Origin of the sequence: Pseudomonas sp. JUb52 (genome assembly GCF_004341115.1) — a bacterium.
Taxonomy (GTDB): domain Bacteria; phylum Pseudomonadota; class Gammaproteobacteria; order Pseudomonadales; family Pseudomonadaceae; genus Chryseomonas; species Chryseomonas oryzihabitans.
In genome coordinates this window covers 1-23,139 of sequence record NZ_SLYS01000020.1, presented here as the reverse complement: position 1 = coordinate 23,139, position 23,139 = coordinate 1, and the positions used below count along the sequence as shown (strand labels likewise).

At 67.4% G+C, this 23,139-nt stretch carries 23 protein-coding genes and 1 pseudogene; 8 read left to right on the top strand and 16 right to left on the bottom strand.

What is annotated here, in order from left to right; genetic code table 11:
- Positions 1-22: 22 nt before the first annotated feature.
- From EC839_RS25130 to EC839_RS22690, 3 genes and pseudogenes are all read right to left on the bottom strand, one after another.
- Positions 23-751: a methyl-accepting chemotaxis protein gene (locus tag EC839_RS25130; protein WP_372237694.1), complete on the bottom strand. Its 729-nt coding sequence runs from the start codon at positions 749-751 to the stop codon at positions 23-25.
- Positions 752-877: 126 nt separating this feature from the next.
- Positions 878-1,885: pseudogene (locus EC839_RS25125) on the bottom strand (cache domain-containing protein); the annotation flags it as partial.
- A 235-nt stretch (positions 1,886-2,120) separates the two neighbouring features.
- Positions 2,121-3,533 (bottom strand): sugar porter family MFS transporter, encoded by a 1,413-nt coding sequence (locus tag EC839_RS22690; protein WP_007160694.1) that lies wholly within the window; start codon positions 3,531-3,533, stop codon positions 2,121-2,123.
- Positions 3,534-3,906: 373 nt separating this feature from the next.
- Here EC839_RS22690 and pip point away from each other — a divergent pair, with 373 nt between their 5' ends.
- A complete protein-coding gene (gene pip, locus EC839_RS22685) occupies positions 3,907-4,887 on the top strand; it encodes a prolyl aminopeptidase (RefSeq protein ID WP_007160695.1) in 981 nt (326 codons plus the stop codon).
- Between the two features lie 4 nt (positions 4,888-4,891).
- On the opposite strand, the gene EC839_RS22680 is transcribed toward pip, so the two are convergent.
- Entirely contained in the window at positions 4,892-5,785 is an 894-nt protein-coding gene (locus EC839_RS22680) for a LysR family transcriptional regulator (protein ID WP_007160696.1), read from the bottom strand.
- A gap of 96 nt (positions 5,786-5,881) precedes the next feature.
- Here EC839_RS22680 and EC839_RS22675 point away from each other — a divergent pair, with 96 nt between their 5' ends.
- From EC839_RS22675 to EC839_RS22660, 4 genes are all read left to right on the top strand, one after another.
- Entirely contained in the window at positions 5,882-7,051 is a 1,170-nt protein-coding gene (locus EC839_RS22675) for an MFS transporter (RefSeq protein ID WP_007160697.1), read from the top strand.
- 108 nt (positions 7,052-7,159) lie between these two features.
- Positions 7,160-7,660 (top strand): GNAT family N-acetyltransferase, encoded by a 501-nt coding sequence (locus EC839_RS22670; RefSeq protein WP_007160698.1) that lies wholly within the window; start codon positions 7,160-7,162, stop codon positions 7,658-7,660.
- Positions 7,661-7,762: 102 nt separating this feature from the next.
- On the top strand, positions 7,763-8,014 hold the full coding sequence (locus EC839_RS22665) for a hypothetical protein (RefSeq protein WP_007160699.1): 252 nt from the start codon (positions 7,763-7,765) through the stop codon (positions 8,012-8,014).
- A 75-nt stretch (positions 8,015-8,089) separates the two neighbouring features.
- Positions 8,090-9,250, top strand: a complete 1,161-nt coding sequence (locus EC839_RS22660) for a sensor histidine kinase (RefSeq protein WP_007160700.1) — start codon at positions 8,090-8,092, stop codon at positions 9,248-9,250.
- A 168-nt stretch (positions 9,251-9,418) separates the two neighbouring features.
- Here the strand turns inward: EC839_RS22660 and EC839_RS22655 are convergent, their stop codons facing one another.
- The 7 genes from EC839_RS22655 to EC839_RS22625 all read right to left on the bottom strand — a co-directional run bounded on the left by EC839_RS22655 (position 9,419) and on the right by EC839_RS22625 (position 16,183).
- Complete coding sequence (locus EC839_RS22655; protein ID WP_007160701.1) at positions 9,419-10,234, bottom strand: SDR family oxidoreductase; 816 nt, start codon at positions 10,232-10,234, stop codon at positions 9,419-9,421.
- A 69-nt stretch (positions 10,235-10,303) separates the two neighbouring features.
- Complete coding sequence (locus tag EC839_RS22650; protein ID WP_007160702.1) at positions 10,304-10,786, bottom strand: hypothetical protein; 483 nt, start codon at positions 10,784-10,786, stop codon at positions 10,304-10,306.
- Between the two features lie 113 nt (positions 10,787-10,899).
- A complete protein-coding gene (locus EC839_RS22645; protein ID WP_007160703.1) occupies positions 10,900-12,021 on the bottom strand; it encodes a PPE repeat-containing protein in 1,122 nt (373 codons plus the stop codon).
- Between the two features lie 258 nt (positions 12,022-12,279).
- On the bottom strand, positions 12,280-13,716 hold the full coding sequence (locus EC839_RS22640) for an NAD(P)(+) transhydrogenase (Re/Si-specific) subunit beta (protein WP_007160704.1): 1,437 nt from the start codon (positions 13,714-13,716) through the stop codon (positions 12,280-12,282).
- Between the two features lies 1 nt (position 13,717).
- Positions 13,718-14,032, bottom strand: a complete 315-nt coding sequence (locus EC839_RS22635; RefSeq protein WP_007160705.1) for an NAD(P) transhydrogenase subunit alpha — start codon at positions 14,030-14,032, stop codon at positions 13,718-13,720.
- Positions 14,033-14,067: 35 nt separating this feature from the next.
- Positions 14,068-15,186 (bottom strand): Re/Si-specific NAD(P)(+) transhydrogenase subunit alpha, encoded by a 1,119-nt coding sequence (locus EC839_RS22630; RefSeq protein ID WP_007160706.1) that lies wholly within the window; start codon positions 15,184-15,186, stop codon positions 14,068-14,070.
- Between the two features lie 124 nt (positions 15,187-15,310).
- Positions 15,311-16,183 carry an alpha/beta fold hydrolase gene (locus tag EC839_RS22625; protein WP_007160707.1) on the bottom strand — a complete coding sequence of 291 codons (873 nt, stop codon included), beginning with the start codon at positions 16,181-16,183 and terminating at the stop codon, positions 15,311-15,313.
- A 73-nt stretch (positions 16,184-16,256) separates the two neighbouring features.
- On the opposite strand from EC839_RS22625, the gene EC839_RS22620 reads away from it, so the two are divergent.
- Together EC839_RS22620 and EC839_RS24270 are read left to right on the top strand one after the other, a co-directional pair.
- Positions 16,257-16,820 carry a TetR/AcrR family transcriptional regulator gene (locus tag EC839_RS22620; protein WP_007160708.1) on the top strand — a complete coding sequence of 188 codons (564 nt, stop codon included), beginning with the start codon at positions 16,257-16,259 and terminating at the stop codon, positions 16,818-16,820.
- A gap of 60 nt (positions 16,821-16,880) precedes the next feature.
- Entirely contained in the window at positions 16,881-17,018 is a 138-nt protein-coding gene (locus EC839_RS24270; RefSeq protein WP_007160709.1) for a hypothetical protein, read from the top strand.
- Between the two features lie 221 nt (positions 17,019-17,239).
- Here the strand turns inward: EC839_RS24270 and EC839_RS22615 are convergent, their stop codons facing one another.
- From EC839_RS22615 to EC839_RS22595, 5 genes are all read right to left on the bottom strand, one after another.
- Positions 17,240-18,016 (bottom strand): SDR family oxidoreductase, encoded by a 777-nt coding sequence (locus EC839_RS22615; RefSeq protein WP_007160710.1) that lies wholly within the window; start codon positions 18,014-18,016, stop codon positions 17,240-17,242.
- Positions 18,013-18,873 carry an amidohydrolase gene (locus EC839_RS22610; RefSeq protein ID WP_007160711.1) on the bottom strand — a complete coding sequence of 287 codons (861 nt, stop codon included), beginning with the start codon at positions 18,871-18,873 and terminating at the stop codon, positions 18,013-18,015. The genes EC839_RS22615 and EC839_RS22610 overlap by 4 nt, the downstream gene beginning before the upstream one ends.
- Positions 18,870-20,162 (bottom strand): L-fuconate dehydratase, encoded by a 1,293-nt coding sequence (locus EC839_RS22605; RefSeq protein ID WP_132833166.1) that lies wholly within the window; start codon positions 20,160-20,162, stop codon positions 18,870-18,872. Before EC839_RS22605 ends, EC839_RS22610 begins: the two co-directional genes overlap by 4 nt.
- Before the next feature lie 102 nt (positions 20,163-20,264).
- Entirely contained in the window at positions 20,265-21,113 is an 849-nt protein-coding gene (locus tag EC839_RS22600) for an ureidoglycolate lyase (protein WP_007160713.1), read from the bottom strand.
- Between the two features lie 43 nt (positions 21,114-21,156).
- Positions 21,157-21,897: an SDR family oxidoreductase gene (locus EC839_RS22595; RefSeq protein WP_007160714.1), complete on the bottom strand. Its 741-nt coding sequence runs from the start codon at positions 21,895-21,897 to the stop codon at positions 21,157-21,159.
- Positions 21,898-22,049: 152 nt separating this feature from the next.
- Here EC839_RS22595 and EC839_RS22590 point away from each other — a divergent pair, with 152 nt between their 5' ends.
- A complete protein-coding gene (locus EC839_RS22590; RefSeq protein WP_007160715.1) occupies positions 22,050-22,814 on the top strand; it encodes a FadR/GntR family transcriptional regulator in 765 nt (254 codons plus the stop codon).
- The last annotated feature ends 325 nt before the right edge of the window (positions 22,815-23,139 follow it).

The following is a 23,139-nucleotide window of genomic DNA, read 5'->3' as shown; positions in this document are numbered from 1 at the left end:
TTCTGCTACCACCCGACGGCCATCAGGCCTTGAAGCGCCGTACTAGGCCATCCAGTTCGCCCGACAGCTGCGACAGGCGCGAGGAGTCGCGGGTGGTGGACTGGGCCAGGCCTTCCACCTGCTGGGCATCGTCGTGGATCTGGGCGATATGGCGGTTGATGTCTTCAGCCACCTGGTGCTGTTCCTCGGCCGCCGCGGCGATCTGCAGGGCCTGGTCGCGGATCTCGTCCACCGACTGGCGGATGCCTTCGAAACTGCCTCGCGCCTCGCTGATGGAGGCCACGCTGGTCTGCGACAGCTCCAGGCTGGTCTCGATCTGACGGGTGACCTCCTGGGTCTTGCGCGCCAGGTTGCCGAGCAGGCCGTCGATCTCGCCGGTGGAGTCGGCGGTGCGCTTGGCCAGGGCCCGTACCTCGTCGGCCACCACCGCGAAGCCACGCCCCTGTTCACCGGCGCGCGCCGCTTCGATGGCGGCGTTGAGCGCCAGCAGGTTGGTCTGTTCGGCGATACCGCGGATGGTGTCGAGGATGGTGTTGATGTTGTGGCTGTCCTGCTCCAGCACCGCCATGGCCTGGGCCGACTGGGCCAGGCTGCCGCTCAGGCGGTTGACGTTGCCGGTGGCCTTTTCGATCTGGCCGTAGCCTTCCTGCACCTTGTGATGACCGGCATCGGCGGAAGCGGCGGCCTGGCTGCAGGAGCGCGCCACTTCGTTGGAGGTGGCGACCATCTCATTGAAGGCGGTGGAGACCATTTCCACGGCCCCGCGCTGCCGGCCGGCCACCTCGTTCATGCTGACCGCGGCCTGGGTGGTGGTCTGCGATGCCTGCTGCAGGTCGTTGGACGCCTGGCCGATGCGCTGCACCAGCTGGCGGATGCTGGCGAGGAACTGGTTGAACCAGCCGGCCAGGGTGGCGGTTTCGTCCTTGCCTTGTACGTTCAGGCTCTTGGTCAGGTCGCCTTCACCCTGGGCGATGGATTCCAGACCGGCGGAGACGCCACGGATCGGTCGCACGATCATGCCGGCAAAGGCGGCGCCGAGCACGGCGAACAGCAGCGCCAGCACGGCGGTGATGCCTGCGATCTGCCAGGTAAGGGTGGTGGCCTTGCCCATGACTTCGCTGCGTTCGATCAGGCCGATGAATTTCCAGCCCAGGTCCTTGGCCTGGTAGACGTTGACCATGTAGTCGGTGCCATTGAGCGTGACCTCGCCAAGGCCGCTCTGGATGCCGTTGAGGGCCTGGTAGGCGTCACCCAGCTCCTTGAGCTGCTTGAAGTTGTGCTTGGGGTCGCGCGGGTCGACCAGCACGTTGCCATTCTCTTCCACCAGCATCAGGTAGCCGCTCTGGCCCAGGGTGATGCTCTTGACCAGATCGGTGAGCTGCTTGAGCGAGATGTCCAGGCCCACTACTCCGTGTACCTTGCCGCTGGCGTCTTCCATGGTCCGTACCACGCCCATCAGGGAGACATCGTCCTGGGCCCAGTAGTAGGCCGGAGTGCGCACCACCTTGCCCGGATTGTTCATGGCGGTCTGGTACCAGGGCCGCACGCGCGGATCGTAGTTGGCCAGCTTGGCGTCGTCCGGCCAGCTGGCGTAGCTGCCATCGGTCAGACCGATCGACAGGTAGGCGGTAGTGGGGTGGGTCTTGGCGAAGCGGGTGAAGTAAGTCACCGCCTGTTGGCCGGCTTCTGTCTGCGGCTGCTGGGCGGCATCCGCGCCCTGGTAGTTCTTCAGGCCTTCCAGTGTCAGGAGCGCCGGCTCCTTGGCCAGGAAGTCGACGTTCTGCTGGATGCCAGTAAAGAACTGCTGGATATTGCGATCAATCTGCCGAATTTCGCGCCCGCTGCCATCGAGAAAATCGACGGTGGCCTGGCTGCGCGCATTCATGATGACCACGCCTGCCACCAGGATCACCGGGAGGCAGGCGGTTACTGCGAAAAGCGACGTGAGTTTCTGTTTGATGTTCATCGAAAGCCCCGCTCGCGCCCCGGCGCGAAGAGTGACGGCGACATGCCTTCACTCTGCATCGGCCTGGAAAAGTCCGACTTGATACGGGATGAGAAATTATTCCATCTGGTCCGTAGCAAGCCGGAAAATCGCCGATCGGTCGGCTAACGACCCGCTATAGCTCTTTTTTCAGCTGGCGTTCGATTTCTTCCAGAGACTTGCCGCGGGTTTCCGGCAGGCAGAAATAGACGAACAACAACGAGCCCAGGTTTATGGCAGCGAATACATAGAAGGTGTAGTTGCCGATGGCTTCCAGGGCCACCGGAAAGCTGAAGGCCACGGTGGCGTTGCACAGCCACTGCACGGCCACCGCCACCCCGGTCAGCAGGCCGCGGACCTGATTGGGAAACAGCTCGGACATCAGCAGCCAGTACACCGGGGCGATGCACATCTGCATGAACAGCAGGAACACCAGGATGCAGGCCAGCGCCAGGTAGCTCTGGGTAAGGTCCTGCGGCAGCCACAGCAGCACGCTGCCCAGCGCCAGTTGGGCCAGCACCACGATCACCAGGCCGCTCAGCAGCAGGGTGCGGCGCCCGGCGCGGCCGATGGCCCAGATGCCGAGCAGGGTGGCGATCACCGAGACCACGCCGTTGCCGATGGTGGCGGTGAGGGCCGCACTGGTGCCCATGCCGGTGCTCTTGAGGATGATCGGCGTGTAGTACATGAAGGCGTTGACCCCGGTGAACTGGGCGACGAAGCCCAGGCCCGTGCCCAGCAGGAGCAACTTGACCACCCAGCCCTGGGCGAGCAGCTCGCGCAGCGGCGGGCGGTGCCTGGCCTGCTCCTCGCTCTCGCGCATCTCCTCGACCTCGCGCTGCACCTCCTCGGAAGTGTCGCGCAGGCGTTCCAGCACGGCCTCGGCTTCTTCGATACGGCCCTTGGCCGCCAGCCAGCGCGGCGAAGTGGGCAAGAGAAAGGTACCGGCGAACAGCAGGATGCCCGGCACCATGGCGATGGCCAGCATGTAGCGCCAGATGCCGTTGTCGTGCACCAGCCAGGCAAGCAGGGCGCTGAGCACATAGGCCAGCAGCTGGCCGCTGACGATCATCAGTTCGTTGCGACTCACCAGGCGCCCGCGGCGCTTGGGGCCGGCGATCTCGGCGATGAACACCGGCACCGTGGCCGAACCGCCGCCCACCGCCAGGCCGAGCACGAAGCGCGCGACCACCATCAGTTCCACCGAGGGCGCCACCGCGGTGCCCAGGGCGCCCACGACGAAGAGGATCGACAGCAGGCGCAGGGTGGTGCGGCGGCCATAACGGTCGGCGAGATAACCCGCCGCCAGCGAGCCGAAGGCGGCGCCGACGATCAGGGCGGCGGTGACCAGCCCCTCGGTGTATGCATTGAGGCCCAGGCCGCCCTGGTCGGGTGGCAGGGTCATGAAGGGCAGGGCGCCGGCGATGATGCCGGTGTCGTAGCCGAAGGCCAGGGCGCCCATGGTGGCGACCAGCACGGTAATGAAGATCAGCCGGCGGGCCGAAGCCTTCTGGTCGGAATCGAGGGCGGGGGAAGCGGAAGCGGACATGGTAGAGCGAGATCCTGGCAAGACACGAAAGAAGCCGGCAGAGGGCGCCCTCTGGTCAGCGAAGCGAACGATTGCAGCGTTTCGAGTCAGCGAAGGGGCGCCACGAAAGCAGGCGTGGGGGGATTAGGGCAGGGATGCTCGGCGGAGTTCCCCAAGGTTCGCGGCGGTCCCTTCCCGACCAACGGGCAGCGGCCGGTTACGCTGCGCACCCAGTTACCTCTAAAGAACCCGGCGTGAGCCCCGCAAGCCTACCGGTGATGTTCGTGCTGCCTGGAGCGGGTGCGGCTTGCAGCCGCTTCCGGGCTCCGCTTCGGCTGGAACTCGGGCGTCTGGCGTTGGCTCAGCTACCTCGAAGCCCGCCTGAGAAATGACCATGGATGCCCCCTGCGCCGTCACCTACCAGCTCTTTCCGGAAATCGAGCAGCCCAACCGCAGCGGTCGGCTGCGGGTGAGCGCGTTGCACGAACTCTACTGGGAGGAATGCGGCAATCCCCAGGGCGTGCCGGTGGTCTACCTGCACGGCGGACCGGGCGAGGGGGCCGAGCCCAGTAAGAGGCGCTTCTGGGATCCGGACCACTACCGCATCGTGCTGTTCGATCAGCGCGGCGCGCTGAGATCCACCCCCCTGGCCGAGACCCGCGACAACACCACCCAGCACCTCATCGATGACCTCGAACGGTTGCGCGAGCACCTGGGTATCGAGCGCTGGCTGCTCACCGCCGGCTCCTGGGGCACCACCCTGGCGCTGGCCTATGGCGAGGCCCACCCCGAGCGCTGCCTGGGTTTCCTGCTGCGCGGCATCTTTCTCGGCACCGCCGACGAGGTGCACTGGTACCTGCACGGCATGCGCCGCTTCTTCCCCCGTGCCTACGAGGATTTCGTCAGCTGGATTCCAGAAGAGCGGCGCGATGCTGTCCTGGACGCCTACCTCGAACGTCTGCTCGGCGCAGACCCGCAGGCGCGCCTGGACGCCGCCCGGGCCTGGGTGCGCTACTCGGCCAGCTGCTCCCTGCTGCGTCACGATCCGGAAGGCGTGGAGGCGCAGGCCGCCGACGAGCAGACCACCCTGGGTATGGCCGTGCTCGACGCCTGGTACTTCAAGCATCAGCTCTTTCTCGAAGAAGACCAGTTGATCCAGGGCTTGGCGCGCATCCGCCAATTGCCCTGCTGCCTGGTCCAGGGCGGCCACGACATGATCGCCACGCCGAACTCCGCCTACCGGCTGCACAAGGCCTGGTCCGGTTCGGTGCTCAAGATCGTCAACGACGCCGGGCACGCGCCTACGGAGCCGGGTACCACCAGTGCCCTGATCGAAGCCACGGAGCGTTTCAAGCGGGACGGGCGCTTCGCCTGAGGCGTCAGTTGCCCAGCCGCTCCACCAGAAAATCCACGAACACCCGTACCCGCGCCGGCATGGTCGAGCCGCCGACGAAGACCGCGTGGATGGGTTCCAGATCGCCCGGATTCCAGGCCTCCAGCAACGGCACCAGGGCGCCGCTGCGCAGGTCGTCGGCCACGCTGAATTCCCCGATACGGGCGATACCGGCGCCTTCGCGGGCCAGCAGCGCCAAGGCCTCGCCGCTGTTGCACTCGATGTTGCCGCTGATCTTCAGGGCGAAGGCGTGGCCATCACGCACGAAGGGCCAGTCGGGCAGGGCGCGGCGGAAGTTGAATCTCAGGCAGTTGTGCTCGAGCAGATCTTCCGGCACCTGGGGCGTGCCGTGGCGGGCGAGATAGGCCGGCGAGGCCACCACCACCTGCCCGGTGACGCCGATGGGGCGGGCGCTCAGGGGGCTGTCGGCCAGCTGGCCGAAGCGGATCGCCACGTCGGCCTGGCCGGCGAGGATGTCCACCACCTCGTCGCCCAGCGCCAGGTCCACGACGATGTCCGGATAGCGGGCGCTGAAGGCCGCCACCAGCGGCACCATGGTCATGCGGCCATGGCCGAGGGCGGCGCTGACGCGCAGGCGCCCGCGCGGTACGCCCTGGTCGGCGATGGCGTCTTCCACCTCGGCCAGGTCCGCCAGGATCCGTCGCGCCGCGCGCAGATAGGCCTCGCCCTCGGCCGTGAGGGTGATGGCCCGGGTCGTGCGCAACAGCAGTCGCGTGCCGAGGCGCTGCTCGGTACGGGCGATGGAGCGACTCACCGCCGAAGGCGTCAGGCGCAGGGCTCTGGCGGCGGCGGACAGGCTGCCGGCCTCCACCACCTGGGCGAACACCGCCATCTCTCCCGAGCGACCATTCAGATCCACTTGTGACTCCAGGGCAAAGGTGCATGCCAGAACCGCCGTCTACCGGCGCTTGAGCGGGGAGCTTAGCATTCGCCGCATAGATAAGGAGACTTTCCCATGCGTATCAATCCACCCCTGCTGGCCCTGGCCACCGGTGCCTTCGGCATCGGCGTCACCGAATTCGCGCCCATGGGCATGCTGCCGGGCATCGCCGCCGATCTTGGCGTGTCCATTCCGGCGGCGGGCCTGCTGATCAGCGCCTATGCCCTGGGCGTGCTGATCGGCGCGCCCCTGATGACCCTGACCACCGGCCGCATTCCGCGCCGTCATCTGCTGATCGGCCTGATGGCCATCTTCACCCTCGGTAACCTGATGTCGGCGCTGGCGACCGACTACACCAGCCTGCTGATCGCCCGGGTGGTGACCTCGCTCAACCATGGCGCCTTCTTTGGCGTCGGCGCCCTGGTGGCGGCCAGCGTAGTCGCCCCGGACAAGCGCGCCGGGGCGGTCGCCGCCATGTTCATGGGGCTGACCCTGGCGACCATCGGCGGGGTGCCTCTGGCCACCTGGTTCGGTGAACTGCTCGGCTGGCGCCAGGCCTTCTGGGGCATTGCCGGTCTCGGCCTGCTGACCATGGCCGCGCTCTGGTTCGCCCTGCCCAACGTGGCCCTGCCGCCGAGCGACGGGGTACTGGCCGAGATCCGTGTGCTGGGTCGTCCGCCGGTGCTGGCCGCCCTGGGGCTGACCGTGGTCGGTTCCGGTGCCATGTTCACCGTCTTCACCTATATCGCGCCGATCCTCGCCCGCGAGACCCATGGCTCCACGGCCTTCATCACCGCCATGCTGGTGCTGTTCGGCGTCGGCCTGACCCTGGGCAATCTCTGGGGCGGCAAGGCGGCGGACAAATCCATTGACCGCACCCTGATCGCCTCCCTGGGCGTGCTCATCGTGGTGCTGCTGGCCTTTAGTGTGCTGATGCGCTGGCCGCTGGCGGCCGCCGTGGCCATCCTCGTCTGGGGCATCGCCAGCTTCGCCCTGGTGCCGCCGCTGCAGATGCGCGTGATGGAAGCCGCCAAGGACGCCCCCAACCTGGCCTCGGCGGTCAACATCGGCGCCTTCAACCTGGGCAATGCCCTCGGCGCGGCCCTGGGCGGCGCGGTGATCGACGCCGGTCTGGGCTATCCGACGATCTCCCTGGCCGGCGCCGGCATGGCCGCCCTGGGCCTGCTGATGACCCTGGCGCTGGCCTGGCGCGGTCGGGCAGCCGGGGCCGTGGTAGCCGGGTAGCCACGACACCTGCGGCGATCCGCTTTCCGCGGGCGTCGCAATCAGACTGGCACCACCCCCGCTGCTCTGGTCACAATCGGGTCTGACCTTTCCCAGGGAGTCTTGGCGATGGACCGGACCTGCACCACCTTCTACCTCGAAATGACGGCCTCGACCGAGTTGCGCGAGAAGCCGCCACGGCCCGACCTGCAGATCGTCGAGTGCGAGGTGCCGCAACCCGAATTCAATCGCTTTCTCTATGCCCTGGTCGGCCAGGCCTGGGACTGGACCGATCTGAACGGCTGGAGCGACGCCCAGTGGCGCGAACAGGTGGAGCAGGAAGGCCATCGCACCTGGGTCGCCTATCACCGGGGCGCCATCGCCGGGTACTACGAGCTGTACCGCCCGGATGGCCGCAACGTCGAGATCCGCTACTTCGGCCTGGCCGCCGCCTTCATGGGCCTCGGCTTCGGCGGTCCGCTGCTTAGCCATGCACTCCGTTCCGCCTGGGATTGGACGGGCACCGAGCGCGTCTGGGTGCACACCTGCACCCTGGATCACCCGGCGGCACTGGCCAACTACCAGGCGCGCGGGCTGCGGATCTATCGCGAGGAAGACACGCCGCTCTGAGGCGCTGCGCCAGGCGTTCAGTGCGTCATCCTCGACGCACTGAACGCCTGATCGTTGTTTCCAGTCCGACTATTCAGAAACGACCTCCTGTGGATAGACGGCATGCAAGCACTGAAAAGCCAGCTGGCGGCGCTGGACCCGCCCATCAAGCACGAGATTCAGTCCCAGGGTGACAACCTGCTGATCACCCTCATCGATCCCGCCCGGCCGGCGCGGGTGTCGCGCACCCTCAACCAGACCCTGGTGCGCAACACGGCGCTGCTCTACGAAGTGATTCGCGACGCCATCAACGAGTTGCGCGCCATCGGCAGCCTGCCGGCCATCACGGCGGACGAGATCTATCCGGACGACTAGCGACGCTGGGCGGCCCAGGTCAGCACCGACTGAAGCCGTTGCCCAGTGCCTTGCCCATGCCAGAAGGAAAGCCCCATGAATGACCATCAGCGGGTCCAGGCCCAGACCCAGCGGCAGAAGCTGCTGGCCGACTTTGGCGACTTCGCCCTGCGCTGCGAGGATCTGGACGAGATCCTCATGCGCGCCTGCCACCTGGTGGGCGATGCCCTCGGCACCGAGCTGTCCAAGGTACTGGAGATCGAGCGCGGCGAGCACCAGGCGCTGGTGCGGGCGGGCGTCGGTTGGAATCCGGGCGTGGTGGGCCAGGCCAAGGTGTCCCTCGGCGAGCGCTCCTCCGAAGCCTATTCGATCAAGGTCAGCCGCCCGGTCATCACCCCGGACATCCATAAGGAAGACCGCTTCGACCTGCCCGACTTCCTGCGTGAGCACGGTGTCCAGGCGCTGGTGAACGTGCCGATCTTCCTGCCCGGTGGACGGCCCTATGGCCTGCTGCAGGTCGATGCCCGCGAGCCGCGGGACTTCGGCGAAGAAGACGTGGAATTCCTGCGCACCTACGCCACCATCCTCGGCCCGGTGATCGACCGCCTGCTCAAGACCAGCGATCTCAATGACGCCCTGCAGGCCAACACCCGGCTGATGCAGGAAATGCAGCACCGCATCAAGAACCACATCGCCATCATCGCCGGGCTGGTCTGGCTGAGATCTCGCGCGGCACAGTCCGATGAGGCACGCCAGGAGCTGCAGGGCATCGGCGCGCGCATCGACGCCCTCCGCCTGGTTCACGAACAGCTCTATGCGGCCGACACCGCCCAGCAGCTGCGCCTGCGGCCCTTCGTGATGCAGCTACTGGAGAATCTCTGCCACCTGCACCAGGAGCACTCCGGCCAGGTGCGCCTGCAGATCGGCATCGCCGACGTCGACCTGGACCCGGACACCGCCGTGCCCCTGGGCATGATCCTGACCGAATTCGCCTCCAATAGCCTCAAGTACGCCTTCGATGGCGAGGGCGGACTGCTGGCCGTGGACATCGACATCGCCGAGGAAGACACCTGGCGCGTGCGCATCCAGGACGACGGCAAGGGCCTGCCGCTGCAGACCACCGCCCGCAAACCCGGCTCCGGCACCGGCATGAAGCTCATCGAGGGCCTCGCCGGCCAGATCGGCGCCCACGCCCAATGGTCCCGCGCCGGCGAGCGCGGGACCGAGTTGCGGCTGAGCTTCAAGGTGAAGGGCTAGGTTCTGTACGAAAAGTCGCCGAGCGAAGGTCTGGCGAGGCCTGGGCGGCCCCGCGAAAAAGGTTGAGGAAGCGGACCGGGCTCGCGAACGAGTTTACGAGTGGTACATGAGCATTCCGAAGCCTTTTCAACGAAGTATCACCGAGCGTAGGCATTTTTCGCGCAGAACCTAAGGCGAATCGACCACCGCAGGCGTCACCGCCGAACCGGCCAGCAGGCCGCCATCCAGATTCAGCTCGCTGCCAGTCATGTAGGCGGCTTCGTCGGACGCCAGCAGCAGCGCCACGGCCGCCACCTCCTCGGGGTGGCCAAAGCGCCGCAATGGCGTGTCCCGCACCAGCGCCGCCATGCGCGCCGCGCGATCCGGACCGTCGCCCAGCACGGGCTCCCACATCGGTGTGAGGATGGCGGCGGGGTGGATCGAATTGCAGCGGATGGCGAGGCCCTGTTCCGCGCAATAGAGTGCCACCGTCTTGCTGTGATTGCGCACCGCTGCCTTGGACGAGGCATAGGCCGCCGCGCCAGGGATACCCACTAATCCGGAGCGCGACGAGATATTGATGATGGACCCGGCCCCGGCCGGACGCATGGCGCGGATGCCATGCTTGCAGCCGAGAAAGACGCCATCGAGGTTGGTGCGATGCACCGCGTGCCAGTCTTCGAGCCGGGCGTGTTCCGGATCGTGGGCGACCACGCCCTGCTCGAAGCCGGTGATCCCGGCGTTGTTCACCAGCACACCCAGCCGACCGCGCTCCGCGAGGATCTGCCCGGTCACCCGTTGCCAGTCGGCTTCCAGGCGCACATCCAGGGGCAGGTAGCAGGCGCAGGCGCCCAGCTCGGCCGCGACGGCGCGCCCGAGCTGGGCGTTGAGGTCGGTGACATAGACGAAGGCACCTTCCGCCGCGAAGGCCCGGGCGATGGCGGCGCCTATGCCTTGGGCGGCTCCGGTGACCAGGGCGGTCTTGCCCATGAGTTTGGCTGCCATGTGAATACGCCCTCCAGATCGTGACAGGCATCCGAGGGTAGTCCGGGCGGTCGGGTCACGGGGCCAGCATCACGCCCGGGCGCTCACACCACCGGTACTTTCGCCGGCCTTCTTCAGGGCTTCGGTATAGGCGGCATAGGCCGTCGTCAGGGCTTCGCTGGCGGCGGCGACATTGGCCTGGGCGGCTTCGCGCGCAGCCTGGCTGGCTTCCTGCTCGGCCTTGGTGTCGCCCTTGCTCCGGGCCTCCACTGCGCGCAACTGCTTCTGCGCCAGCTCCAGTTGCCGCTTGGCCATGTCGATGGCCTTCTGCAGGGTATCCAGGGTCTTGTTGCCGGTGCTGCCCTTCTCGCTGGCAGGGGCAGCGTCGGCTTCGGCCTGGTCCTTGATCTGGTTCAGCGGATTGGGCTTGCCGATGCCCTTGGGCTTCTTGGATTGCTCGACCTTGGCCGCCTCTTCCTCGGCGGTGGGCTTAGCCGTCGCGCCACCCAGCCTGAGCGTGGGTGCGCGCAAGATGCCGTGGCCGATGCCATTCACCGACAGTGTGCTGGACATCGCGGACTCCTTGAAAGGTACATCTCAAGGATAGCGGCCGCGTGAGGCAAAGATTGAGCGAGAGGGACGGTGGCCCCTTCAGCCGCTGCTGGAGGGGCCCCGCTGATGCCTGACTACTGGCTGATAACGGCGTGGATGGAAAAGCCGCTCTGGGTCAGGTTAATGGCATTGCCCGTGGTGTTCTGGGTCAGGTCGGCGGTGTGCTGGCTGCCGCTCTGGGCGACGCTGATGCTGGAGGCATTGCCGGTCACGTAGGCCGTCACCCCGAGGTTGTCGCCCTGCTGATCGACCTTCAACTGGCCGTCGCTGCCCAGGTAATAGGCAGAGATGCCATTGCCGTCGCCGTTGGACGCCAGATCCAGCTGATTACCCTCGCCGGAGACGGTGGCAGAGGCGCCATTGCTGTTTCCGGTCTGCGCCAGGGTCACCTGGCTGCCCATGCCATAGACATTCACGTCCGCGCGGTTGAGATCGCCGCGCTGGGCGATGTCGACGGTACTGGGTCGCGAATAGCTGCTGGAGTGCCGGACCCGGGCATCGTTGCCGTTGCCCTCCTGCACCACCTTGGAATTCACCCGCTCGCCGCCTTGCTTGAAGCCGATGTAGTTGTCGTTGCCGCGTTGCTCGGCGATCGTGGTCGAGTCCTCGCCGTTCTGACTCACCCAGGCCTCATTGCGCAGGCCGACGCTGGTCACCTGCAGGTCCTGGCGGTCACCGTGCTGAGCCAGGTCCAGCTTGCCGTTGAGTCCATCCTGGCGGACCGTCAGGGTGTTCTGGCCCGCGGCGTAGCTGCTCTGCTCGATGTCGATGCGGTGGTAGCCACCGTCCTGATGGACAGAGGTTTCCTGCCGCAAGCCGCTCTGGCGCACCACCGTCGCGTTGCCGCTGCCCGGTCCCTGATCGACCTGCACCCGGTCATAGCCGCCATCGCGCTGCTCGATATCCACCAGGCGCTGCGATCCCCACACCTGATTGACCTCGACCGCGCTCCTGGCATTGGTCTGCACCACCCGCACGCGGTCGTCGGCAGCGTTCTGCTGGGTGACCTGGGCATTGAGAAAGCTGCCGCTCTGCTGGATATCCGCCTGGTTGCGCGCCGACAGCTCGCTGCCTTGGTTCAGGTTCACCACATTGAAGCCGCCGTTCTGCTGAACGTTGGCCGTATTCGACTCGGCCCAGGTGGCACCGGTGTTGGCCAGCAGCAACGCGACCATGAGGGAGCGGGAGGTTGGCATGGGGACGGTCCTTGTGAGGGGCGGGAGGGCCCGGAGCGTGGGCGTTCGATGGGAGGTAGGGGATAGGTGAGGCGCTGAGGAATAATCTGATTAGTAAGGCTGAAGGCGCAATCGGTCGAAGGAGCGATGCTGATCCTTGCGTGAACAACCTTGCGTTGAGTGCGTAAGCCTGGAGGCTTCGAGAGAGAAACGTATGTCTTATGGGGTGCCAACGAACGGCCCCTCGCGACCACTCAAGCGGTCGCGAGGGGCTACGACTTAATCCACCGCCTTGACCATCTCCTCGATGACCTTCTTGGCGTCGCCAAAGACCATCAGGGTCTTGTCCAGGTAGAAGAGTTCGTTATCGAGACCCGCGTAGCCGCTGGCCATGGATCTCTTGTTGACGATGATCGTCTTGGCCTTGAAGGCTTCGAGGATGGGCATGCCGGCGATGGGCGACTTGGGGTCGTTCTTGGCCGCCGGGTTGACCACGTCGTTGGCGCCGAGCACCAGCACCACGTCGGCCTGGCCGAATTCGGAGTTGATGTTGTCCATCTCGAACACCTGGTCGTAGGGCACCTCGGCTTCGGCCAGGAGCACGTTCATATGGCCAGGCATGCGGCCGGCCACCGGGTGGATGGCGTATTTCACCGTCACCCCGTTATGCACCAGCTTTTCGGTCAGCTCCTTGAGGGCGTGCTGGGCGCGGGCCACGGCCAGGCCGTAGCCGGGGACGATGATGACGCTGTCGGCGTTGCCGAGCAGGAAGGCGGCGTCGTCCGCCGAGCCGGATTTGACCGGGCGCTGCTCGCCGCTGCCGCCGCTGGCCGCGGCTTCCGTCGCGCCGCCGAAGCCGCCGAGGATGACGTTGAAGAAGGAGCGGTTCATCGCCTTGCACATGATGTAGGAGAGGATGGCGCCGCTCGACCCCACCAGCGACCCGGCGATGATCAGCATGGAGTTGTTCAGCGAGAAGCCGATGCCGGCGGCGGCCCAGCCGGAGTAGCTGTTGAGCATGGAGACCACCACCGGCATGTCGGCGCCGCCGATGGGGATGATGATCAGCACGCCGATGACGAAGGCCAGGGCCACCAGCACGGCGAAGGCGCCGAGGTTGCCGCTGAAGGTGAACATCAGGCCCAGGGCGAGGATGGCGAGGCCGATCACCAGGTTGAGGATGTGCTGGCCGGCGAACTGTACCGGGGCGCCCTGGAACAGGCGGAACTTGTATTTGCCGGAGAGCTTGCCGAAGGCGATCACCGAGCCGGAAAAGGTGATGGCGCCGATGGCCGCACCCAGGAACAGCTCCAGTCGGTTGCCGCTGGGGATCGGCTGGCCATAGACGGCGACGATGCCCAGGGATTGCGGCTCGACCACGGCGGCGATGGCGATGAACACCGCGGCCAGGCCGATCATGCTGTGCATGAAGGCCACCAGCTCGGGCATCTTGGTCATTTCCACGCGCTTGGCCATGTAGGCACCGGCGCTGCCGCCCACCAGCAGGCCGACGATGACGTAGCCAATGCCCTGCACCGCCAGTTCGCTGCCGAGCTTGTGGATCAGCGCCAGGGTGGTGAGCACGGCGAGGGTCATGCCGGCCATGCCGAAGGCGTTGCCGCGACGCGAGGTGGTGGGGTGGGAGAGACCCTTGAGCGCCTGGATGAAACACACCGAGGCGACGAGGTAGAGCAGGGTGATGAGGTTCATGCTCATGTCAGGGCTTCTCCGCCGGGGCCTTGGGGGCCTTCTTCTTGAACATCTCCAGCATGCGGCGGGTGACCAGGAAGCCGCCGAAGACGTTGACCGCCGCCAGGGCCACGGCCAGGGTGCCCATGAGCTTGCCCAGCGGGGTGACGGTGAGGGCGGCGGCGAGCATGGCGCCCACGATGACGATGGCGGAGATGGCGTTGGTCACCGCCATCAGCGGGGTGTGCAGCGCGGGGGTGACGTTCCAGACCACGTGGTAGCCGACATAGATGGCCAGCACGAAGATGATCAGGTTGTAGATGCCGTCGGAAATCAGATCCATGGGGGCAGTCCTTTAGAGAGAGGGCCGGGCAGGCGTCAGGCGTTCTTGCGGCGCAATTCGCCGCCGTGGCACATCAGGCAGGCGGCGACGATGTCGTCGTCCAGGGCGAGGTGGAAGGCCCCGTCCTTGAGCACCAGCTTGAGAAAGTCCAGCAGGTTGCGGGCATAGAGCGCCGAGGCGTCCGCCGGGACGCGGGCGGCCAGGTTGCCGTAGCCCACCAGGGTGACGCCGTGCTTGACCACCACCCGGTCCAGCTCGGTGAGCGGGCAGTTGCCGCCCTGGCTCGCGGCCAGGTCGATGACCACCGAGCCCGGCTTCATCTCGGCCACGGTGGCCTCGTGCAGGAGGGTGGGAGCGCGGCGGCCGGGGATCAGCGCGGTGGTGATGACGATGTCGGCCTGCTTGGCGCGTTCGTGCACGGCCCGGGCCTGGCGCTCCATCCAGGAGGCCGGCATGGGCCGCGCATAGCCGCCGACGCCTTCGGCGCACTGGCGCTCCTCCTCGGTCTCGAAGGGCACGTCGACGAACTTGGCGCCGAGGGATTCGATCTGCTCCTTCACCGCCGGACGCACGTCCGAGGCCTCGATCACCGCGCCGAGGCGCTTGGCGGTGGCGATGGCCTGCAGCCCGGCCACCCCGGCGCCGAGGATCAGCACCCGCGCGGCCTTTACCGTGCCGGCAGCGGTCATCAGCATGGGCATGAAGCGCGGATAGTGGTCGGCCGCCAGCATCACCGCCTTGTAGCCGGCGATGTTGGCCTGGGAGGAGAGCACGTCCAGGCTCTGGGCGCGAGAGGTGCGCGGCGCCGCCTCCAGGGCGAAGGCGGTGAGGCCCTGGGCATTGAGCTGCTCCAGGGAATCCTGGGCGAAGGGATTGAGCATGCCGATAAGCACGGCGCCAGGTTTCATCAGCGCCAACTCGCTGGGCGAGGGCGCCGCCACCTTGAGCACCAGGTCGGCGCCCAGGGCCGCCGCGGCATCGCCCAGCTGGGCACCTATGGCGGCATAGGCCGCGTCGGGCAGGCTGGCGCCGTCACCGGCGCCCTGCTGCACCACCACCCGGTGGCCCTGGCCGATCAGTTTCTTGAGGGTCTCGGGGGTCGCGGCCACGCGCGTCTCCCCCGCACCGGTTTCCTTAGGGACGCCGATCAGCACGGGTGTTACTCCTTGTTATTCGTGCCGCCACAATGGGACCTGGGGCAGCGGGATGACTGTCCGGAAACGACGGAGAGCTTTTGGAAAAGCGACAGACGCGCCGAGCAGGCGGTCGGTTTGCAACCTAGTTCAGCCCAGGTGCCCGGGGCAGGGTGGTGAACCAGTCCAGGGCGCGGTCCCACAGCGGCTGGGCGTTGGCGCGGAAATAACCCATGTGCCCGATGGCGCCGCCGTGCTGGCGGGGGTCGAGGTCTTCGCGCTGGAGATCGACGTTGCGATAGGCCTGCATGAAGGCATCGCGCGATTGCGGGGTGGCCCAGAGGTCGTCCAGGGCGTTGGCCGCGACGATGGGGGTGCGCACCGCGGCGTAGCCGGCTTCGATGCCACGCATGGCGGGGTCGTCGAAGAAGTAGTGGGGATAGCTGCACCAGTGGCGCCACTGGCGATAGACGTCGCGGGGCAGGTCTTCGCCCAGGCCCAGGGCGCTCCAGGGGCAGTAGCCCTTCCACCAGGTCAGCACCGGCAGGACCAGTTTCCACATGGTCAGCACCTTGAGTCCTTCCAGCGGCGGCATGTAGCCGTACCAGCCGGCGCTGGTGCCGAACACATAGAAGCCGGCCACCTTGGCATGGTTGGGCAGGAGGCCGAAGGCATGGCCGCCATAGGAGTGGCCGACCAGGTAGAGGGGGACGTCGCCCTGGGCCATGCTGTCCACCGCGGCGGCGAGGTCCTGGCGCGCCCAGTCCAGCAGGTCCATGCGAAAGCCCTTGAGCGAAGCCGGTGCCGAGCGACCGACGCCGCGATAGTCCAGGGTCAGGGTCTCGAAGCCACGGGCCGCGGCGTGCTGGGCGAAACGCCGATAGAAGCCCTGGGGCACGGCGGTGGCGCCGGCGACGATCAGCCGTCCCTGCAGCGGCCCCTGGGCGGGATAGCGACTGGTGCTGAGGCGATAACTGTCCGCGGTGATCAATTCCTCGACGAGGGCGTCGCTGGGCATGGGGTGGTCCCTATGACAGTTGTTATAATGCCCCGACGGTAGATTATGACAGCTGTCATAGCAAGGAGAATGGATGACCGAACAGTCGACGGTGCGGGAACGGGTAGTGGTAGCCGCTTCGGCCATGCTGGCGCAACACGGCCTCAATGCCACCAGCATCCGCGAGACCATCAAGCGCGCCGAGGCGCCGCTGGGGTCCACCTATCATCACTTCCCCGGCGGCAAGCACCAGCTGGTGGTGGAGGCGGTGGAGCTGGCCGGCGCCCAGGTCAGTCGCGATCTGGAGCGCCAGCTGCAGACCGGGGCGCTGGCGGGAATCCAGGGCTTTTTGCGGCTCTGGCGCGACATCCTGCTGGACTCGGACTTTCGCGTCGGCTGCCCGGTGATGGCGGTGGCGGTGGAAGAGCCGGTGGACGAGATCGCCCAGCGCGAGCTGGACGCGGCGGCGGGCATCTATCGCCGCTGGGAGGCCCGGCTGCAGGTGGCGCTGGTCGAGCATGGCCATTCGGAGCAAGCGGCCACGGGGCTGGCGACGCTGCTGGTGGCGGCGGTGCAGGGCGTGATCCCGCTGTGCCGGGCCCAGCGCAGCATCGAACCCTTCGACCGGGTGGCCGAACGTCTGGTGGCGCTGGTCTAGCGGGAACGCCAGCGGGGGCGGTGGACTCCACCAAGGGTGCCTCTATGATCGGAGTACCCCATGAATCCCGAACCCGCGGAAGACAAGCAGACCCCCCACGACTACGACGAATACGGCGATGTGCCGGATTCGGCGAATACCACCACCACCGAAGAGCGCGAGGATCTGGACGACAGTCCGTTGAGTCCGAAGCGCTAGCGGATTGGGTGCCTGGGCGCGTGGACAAGGCTGCGCCGTTGTCCACCCTACGAGAGCTCGCTCTCGCCAACCTACGGCGGATGGGTAGGATGGAAAACCGCGCAGCGTTTTCCACGTACGGATGATCTTATCGCTAACGCCGATACCGCCCCCTCTCCCGCCGGGAGAGGGCTGGGGTGAGAGCGCCTTCCCGCGCCTTCCTGCTCCTCCGCCTCATTCCCTCACGTCAACGCCCGATCCAGATGCAGATAGCCGCCATCTACGCTCAGCCATTGCCCGGTGGTATGGCTGGAGCGTGGCGAGAGCAGGAAGGCCACGGTGTCGGCGATCTCCTCCGGGGTGGTCATGCGGCGGCCGAGGGGGATGCGCGCGGTGATGGCGGCGAGTTTGGCGGCCGGGTCGGGAAAGCCCTGCAGCCAGCGTTCGTAGAGCGGGGTCATGACCTCGGCGGGGATCACCGCGTTGACGCGGATGCCGTCGTCCAGCAGCGAGGCGGCCCACTCGCGGGTCAGGGCCAGCACGCCGCCCTTGGCCGCGGTGTAGCCGCTGGTGTCGCCCTGGCCGGAGAGGGCGGTCTTGGAGGCGATGTTGACGATGGCACCGGTGCTGGCGCGCAATGCCGGCAGGCAGAGGTGCGCCAGGTGATAGTAATGCACCAGGTTGCGTTCCAGGGAGGCGACGAAGGCAGCGCGACCGGCGCTGAGACTGACGCCATCGTTGACTCCGGCGTTGTTGACCAGTCCATCGATGCGCCCATAGGCGTCCTGCACGGCAGCCACGGTCCGCTTGCAGGCGGCTTCGTCGCACAGCTCCACGGTGAAGGCCCGCGCCCTGGGTTGCCGTTCGGCCAGTTGCGCGGCGAAGCTGGCCTCCGGCGGTTCGCGGGCGAGGATCACCGGGAGGGCGCCCTCAGCGGCCAGGGCCAGGGAGATGGCAGCGCCGATGCCGGAGCCGCCGCCGGTGACCAGAAATACCTTGTCAGTCAGGTGCAGATTCATGCCACCGCCTCCCGTGGCTGGGTGCCCAGGCCATAGAGGCGGGCCGCGTTGCCGCCAAAGACCGCGGCGCGTTCACTGCTCGTGAGCTCCAGCAGCGCCTGCTCGGCCAGGTCGACCACCTCGGCGTAGCTCGCGGCCAGGGTGCAGACCGGCCAGTCGGAGCCGAACAGCAGGCGCTCCGGCCCGAAGGCCTCCAGGGCGATACGGGCATAGGGCAGCAACTGCTCCGCCTGCCAGCCCTGCCAGTCGGCCTCGGTGACCAGCCCGGACAGCTTGCAATGCACATGGGGCAGCCGCGCCAGGGGCGCCAGCAGCCGGGCATAGTCGGCGGGCGCGACCCGGCCCGGCGGCTTGCCCAGGTGGTCCAGCACCAGCACGCCATGGTCATGACGGGCGGCGAAGGCGGTGGCGGCGGGCAGGGTCTCGGCATGGATCAGCAGCTCATAGAGATAGCCGTGCCGCTGCAGGGTGGCGACGCCCCGGTTGGCGGCGGCATCGGCCAGCCAGGCGCCGGGATCGGCCTCGTCCTGCACCGGATGGCGAAAGCCGCGCAGGTGGCGACTGCCCTGGCGGTGTTCCAGGCGCGCCACCAGGTCGGCGGCGCGCAAATCGGTCCAGCCGACCACCGCCTGCACCCAGGGCGTCCGGGCGGCGAGGTCGAGCAGAAAGTCCGTCTCCTCTTCCAGGGTGCGCGCCTGCACGGCGATGCAGCCGTCGAAGCCGGCGCGCTGCAGGTGCGGCTCCAGGTCGGCCGGCAGATGGTCGCGTTGCAGCCCGGGCATGCGCCCGTCGATCCAGGCGAATTCGGCCGGCCGGTAGCGCCAGAAGTGCTGGTGAGCATCCAGGCGCGGGCTCATGACGGCTGCCCTCCGGCATGGCGATAGCGCGCCCGGGAAGCGGCCTTGATGGCGATGGAGAACCCCGGCGCCTGGGGTGCCAGGTAGGCGGCGCCGCGCACCCGGCAGGGGTCTTCGAAGTGTTCGTGGAGGTGGTCGACGTATTCCACCACCCGGCCCTCATGGGTGCCGGCGACGCAGAGGTAGTCGATCATTGCCAGGTGCTGCACGTATTCGCAGAGGCCCACGCCGCCGGCATGGGGGCAGACCGGCAGGTCGTACTTGGCGGCCATCAGCTGCACCGCCAGCACCTCGTTGAGGCCGCCCAGGCGGCAGGCGTCGAGCTGCACCACGTCCAGGCCGCCGCGCATGATAAATTGCTTGAAGAGGATGCGGTTCTGGCACATCTCGCCGGTGGCCACCTTGACCGGCGTCACCGCCTCGCGGATGGCGCGATGGCCCTCCACGTCGTCGGGGCTGGTGGGTTCCTCGATGAACCAGGGCTGGGCGAAGGCCAGCTCGCGCACCCAGTCGATGGCCTCGCCGACTTCCCACACCTGGTTGGCGTCGATCATCAAATGGCGCTCGGGGCCGATCACCTCGCGGGCGATGCGCACCCGGCGGATGTCGTCGGCGAGATCGCGACCGACCTTGAGCTTGATGTGGGAGAAGCCGGCGTCGATGGCCTCCTGGCAGAGGCGGCGCAGCTTGTCGTCGGGATAGCCGAGCCAGCCGGCCGAGGTGGTGTAGCAGGGATAGCCCTCGGCTTCGAGGCGCTGCAGGCGCTCGGCCTTGCCCTCGGCGCGCTGGCGCAGCAGGGCCAGGGCTTCCTCGGGAGTGATGCAGTCGGTGAGATAGCGGAAGTCGATACAGCGCACCAGCTCCTCGGGGCTCATCTCCGCCACCAGGCGCCAGACCGGCTTACCCACGGCGCGCGCCCAGAGGTCCCAGGCGGCGTTGACCACCGCGCCGGTGGCGAGGTGGATGGCGCCCTTGTCCGGGCCAATCCAGCGCAGCTGGCTGTCGCCGGTAATGTGGCGCCAGAAACGGCCCGGGTCTTCCTGGATCCACTCCAGGGTCAGGCCTTGCACCCGCGGCTCTAGGGCGCGCAGGGCGGCGCAGCAGATCTCGTTGCCGCGGCCGATGGTGAAGGTGAGGCCGTGACCCTCCAGCCCCGGCTGGTCGGTCTGCAGGATGACGTACGCGGCGGAGTAGTCCGGATCCGGATTCATGGCATCGGAGCCATCCAGCGCCTGGCTGGTGGGAAAGCGGATGTCTTCGATCTGCAGGCCGGTAATTGTTGTTGGCATGGCGCTGTCCTCGAGGGGTTTCGCGGGCTGAGCGAACCCGGCCCGTGCCCGCTCGATGAAAAGCGGGCACGGAGGTTTGCTAGGTTTGGGGGGTGGCTTGCCCTAGTCGGCGGCGACGGTGCGCTGGTGCTGCTCGCCCAGGCCCCGGATGCCCAGGCGCATTTCCTGCCCGGGCTTGAGGTACACCGACTGCGGCTTGACGCCCATGCCCACGCCCGGCGGCGTGCCGGTGGAGATGACGTCGCCCGGTTGCAGGCTCATGCAGCGGCTGAGGTAGGCGATGATCTGCGCCACCGTGAAGATCATGGTGCGGGTGTTGCCGTTCTGGTAGCGGTGGCCGTCCACCTCCAGCCAGAGGTCGAGGTTCTGCGGATCGGCCACCTCGTCGGCGGTCACCAGCCAGGGGCCGAGCGGGCCGAAGGTGTCGAAGCCCTTGCCCTTGTCCCAGGTGCCGCCGCGTTCGAGTTGCCACTCGCGCTCGGAGACGTCGTTGACCACGCAATAGCCAGCCACATGGTCCAAGGCGTTGGCTTCGTCGATGTAGCGCCCGGCCTTGCCGATCACCACGCCCAGCTCCACTTCCCAGTCGGTCTTGGTCGAGTCGCGGGGGATCTGCACGGCGTCGTTGGGCCCGCAGATGGCGCTGGTCCACTTGTTGAACACCACCGGCTCCTTGGGCACGTCCAGACCGGATTCGGCGGCGTGGTCGGCGTAGTTGAGGCCGATGCAGATGAACTTGCCGACCCGGCCCACGCAGGGGCCCAGGCGCGGGGTGCCGTCCACCAGTGGCAGGCTGTCCGGGTCCAGCTGACGCAGCCGGGCCAGGGATTCGGCGCCGAGCGCCTCGCCAGCGAGATCGGCCACCTGGCCGGAGAGATCGCGAAGCCGGCCCTGGGCATCCAGCAGACCGGGTTTTTCCTGGCCCTGGGGGCCGTAGCGCAAGAGTTTCATCGGAGCTCCTATGAGGGGAAAAGGGTGCGGACGAAAAACGGCGTCAGACGCTCCAGCCACCATCGATCACCTGGGCGGTCCCAGTGACGAAGGCGGCGGCGTCGGAGGCAAGATACAGGGCGAGGGCGGCGATCTCCTCCGGCCGACCCACGCGGCCCATCGGCTGGCGGGCGGCGAAGGCGGCCTGCACCTCGGCTTCGCTGCGGCCTTCGCGGGCGGCCTGGTCGGCGATGCGCTGGTGCAGCGAGGGGGAATCCACGGTGCCGGGGCAGATGGCGTTGCAGCGGATGCCCTGGCCGACATAGTCGGCGGCCACCGACTTGGTCAGGCCGATCACCGCCGCCTTGCTGGCGCCATAGGCGCAGCGATTGGCCACGCCCTTGAGGCTGGAGGCGATCGAGGCCATGTTGATGATGCAGCCGCCGCCCTGGGCCAGCATGCCGGGCAGCACGGCGCGGATCATGCGGTACATGGCGGTGGCGTTGAGTTCGAAGGAGAAGCGCCAGGCGTCTTCGTCGCAATCGAGAATGCTGCCGGCGTGGACGTAGCCGGCGCAATTGAACAGGACGTCCAGGCTGCCCAGGTCGGCGACCAAGGCGGTAACCGCCGCCGCATCGGTGACGTCGAGCACCCGGGTACGCAGCCCTTCGAGGCTGTCCAGGGCGGCGGCATTGATGTCGGTGGCGATGACCTCGGCACCGGCGCGGTGGAAGGCGAGGGCGGTGGCCCGGCCGATCCCCTGGCCGGCGGCGGTGACCAGGACGCGTTTGCCTGCATGACTCATGCGGGAGACCTCTTGGCTGATTATTGTTGTGAGTCGCCTGACCGCCAGCGGTCAATGGTCAGGCCATTGGTCCTATTGTTTAGACCCTGCTAGGCTCTCAGGCAAGGATTTTTTCGCGGCAGACTGCGCGACCTGCATGAGACGAGACCGCCATGCCCCTTCAGGTGATTGAAAAACCACGGCTTTACCGGCAGATCGCCGACCAGCTGCGCGCCCTCATCGACGGCGGCGAATATCCGCCGGGCAGTTGCCTGCCCGCCGAGCGCGAATTGGCCAAGCAGCTGGGGGTGAGTCGCGCCTCGGTGCGCGAGGCGCTGATCGCCCTGGAGGTGATCGGCCTGGTGGACGTGCGCGTCGGCGATGGCGTGCGGGTCTGCGCGCCCAGCGCCCCGCCGCCGCCGGACACCCCGGTGCTGGAGCTGGCCGGGCGCGGCCAGTGGGCGGAGATGGATCCGGAGTTGAGCCTGGCGCTGGATCTGGACGCCGAGATCCCGCCCTTCGCCCTGCTGCAGGCGCGCCGCCTAGTGGAACCGGAGGCTGCCGCCCTGGCCGCAATGCATGCCAGCGCCAGCGAACTGGCCGGCATCCGCGCGGCCTATGGGCGCAACGTCGAGGACAATCGCCTGGGGTCGACCACCCATCCCGGCGACCGGCTGTTCCATATCCGCATCGCCCAGGCCAGCGGCAATCCGGCCTATGCGCTGCTGCTGCGCCATCTGCTCGGCCATCGCTACGGCAGCATGTTCCAGCTGCTGCAGCGCCGCTACACCCCCGAAGACATGCCCGACCGCTCCCAGCAGGAGCACCTGGCCATCCTCGAAGCCCTGGAAGCCCACGACCCCGACGCCGCCCGCCAGGCCATGGCTGCGCACCTCGATGCCGTGACCCGCATCTTCGCGCGGCCGGCGGTGGAGTGAGGAGCTGCCCCCTCTCCCTTTGGGATAGGGTTGGGGTGAGGGTGGTGGGTGCCCATTAGGCTTCGCTGCGCTCAGCGCCAACCTACGGGTGTGTGGTACTTCGTGGACAAGGCTGCGCCGTTGTCCACCCTACGCAGGGCGCTGACTCCGCGCGGAACCGCCCCCTCTCCCTCAGGGAGAGGGTCGGGGTGAGGGTGGTGGGTGCCTATTAGGCTTCGCTGCGCTCAGCGTGTAGTGGTCTACTGATTCCGGACACCCATTTAGGGCGAGAATGCTCGCCATAGAGAGGTGTCTGATGACCAAGCAACGTCGTTCCTTTACGCCC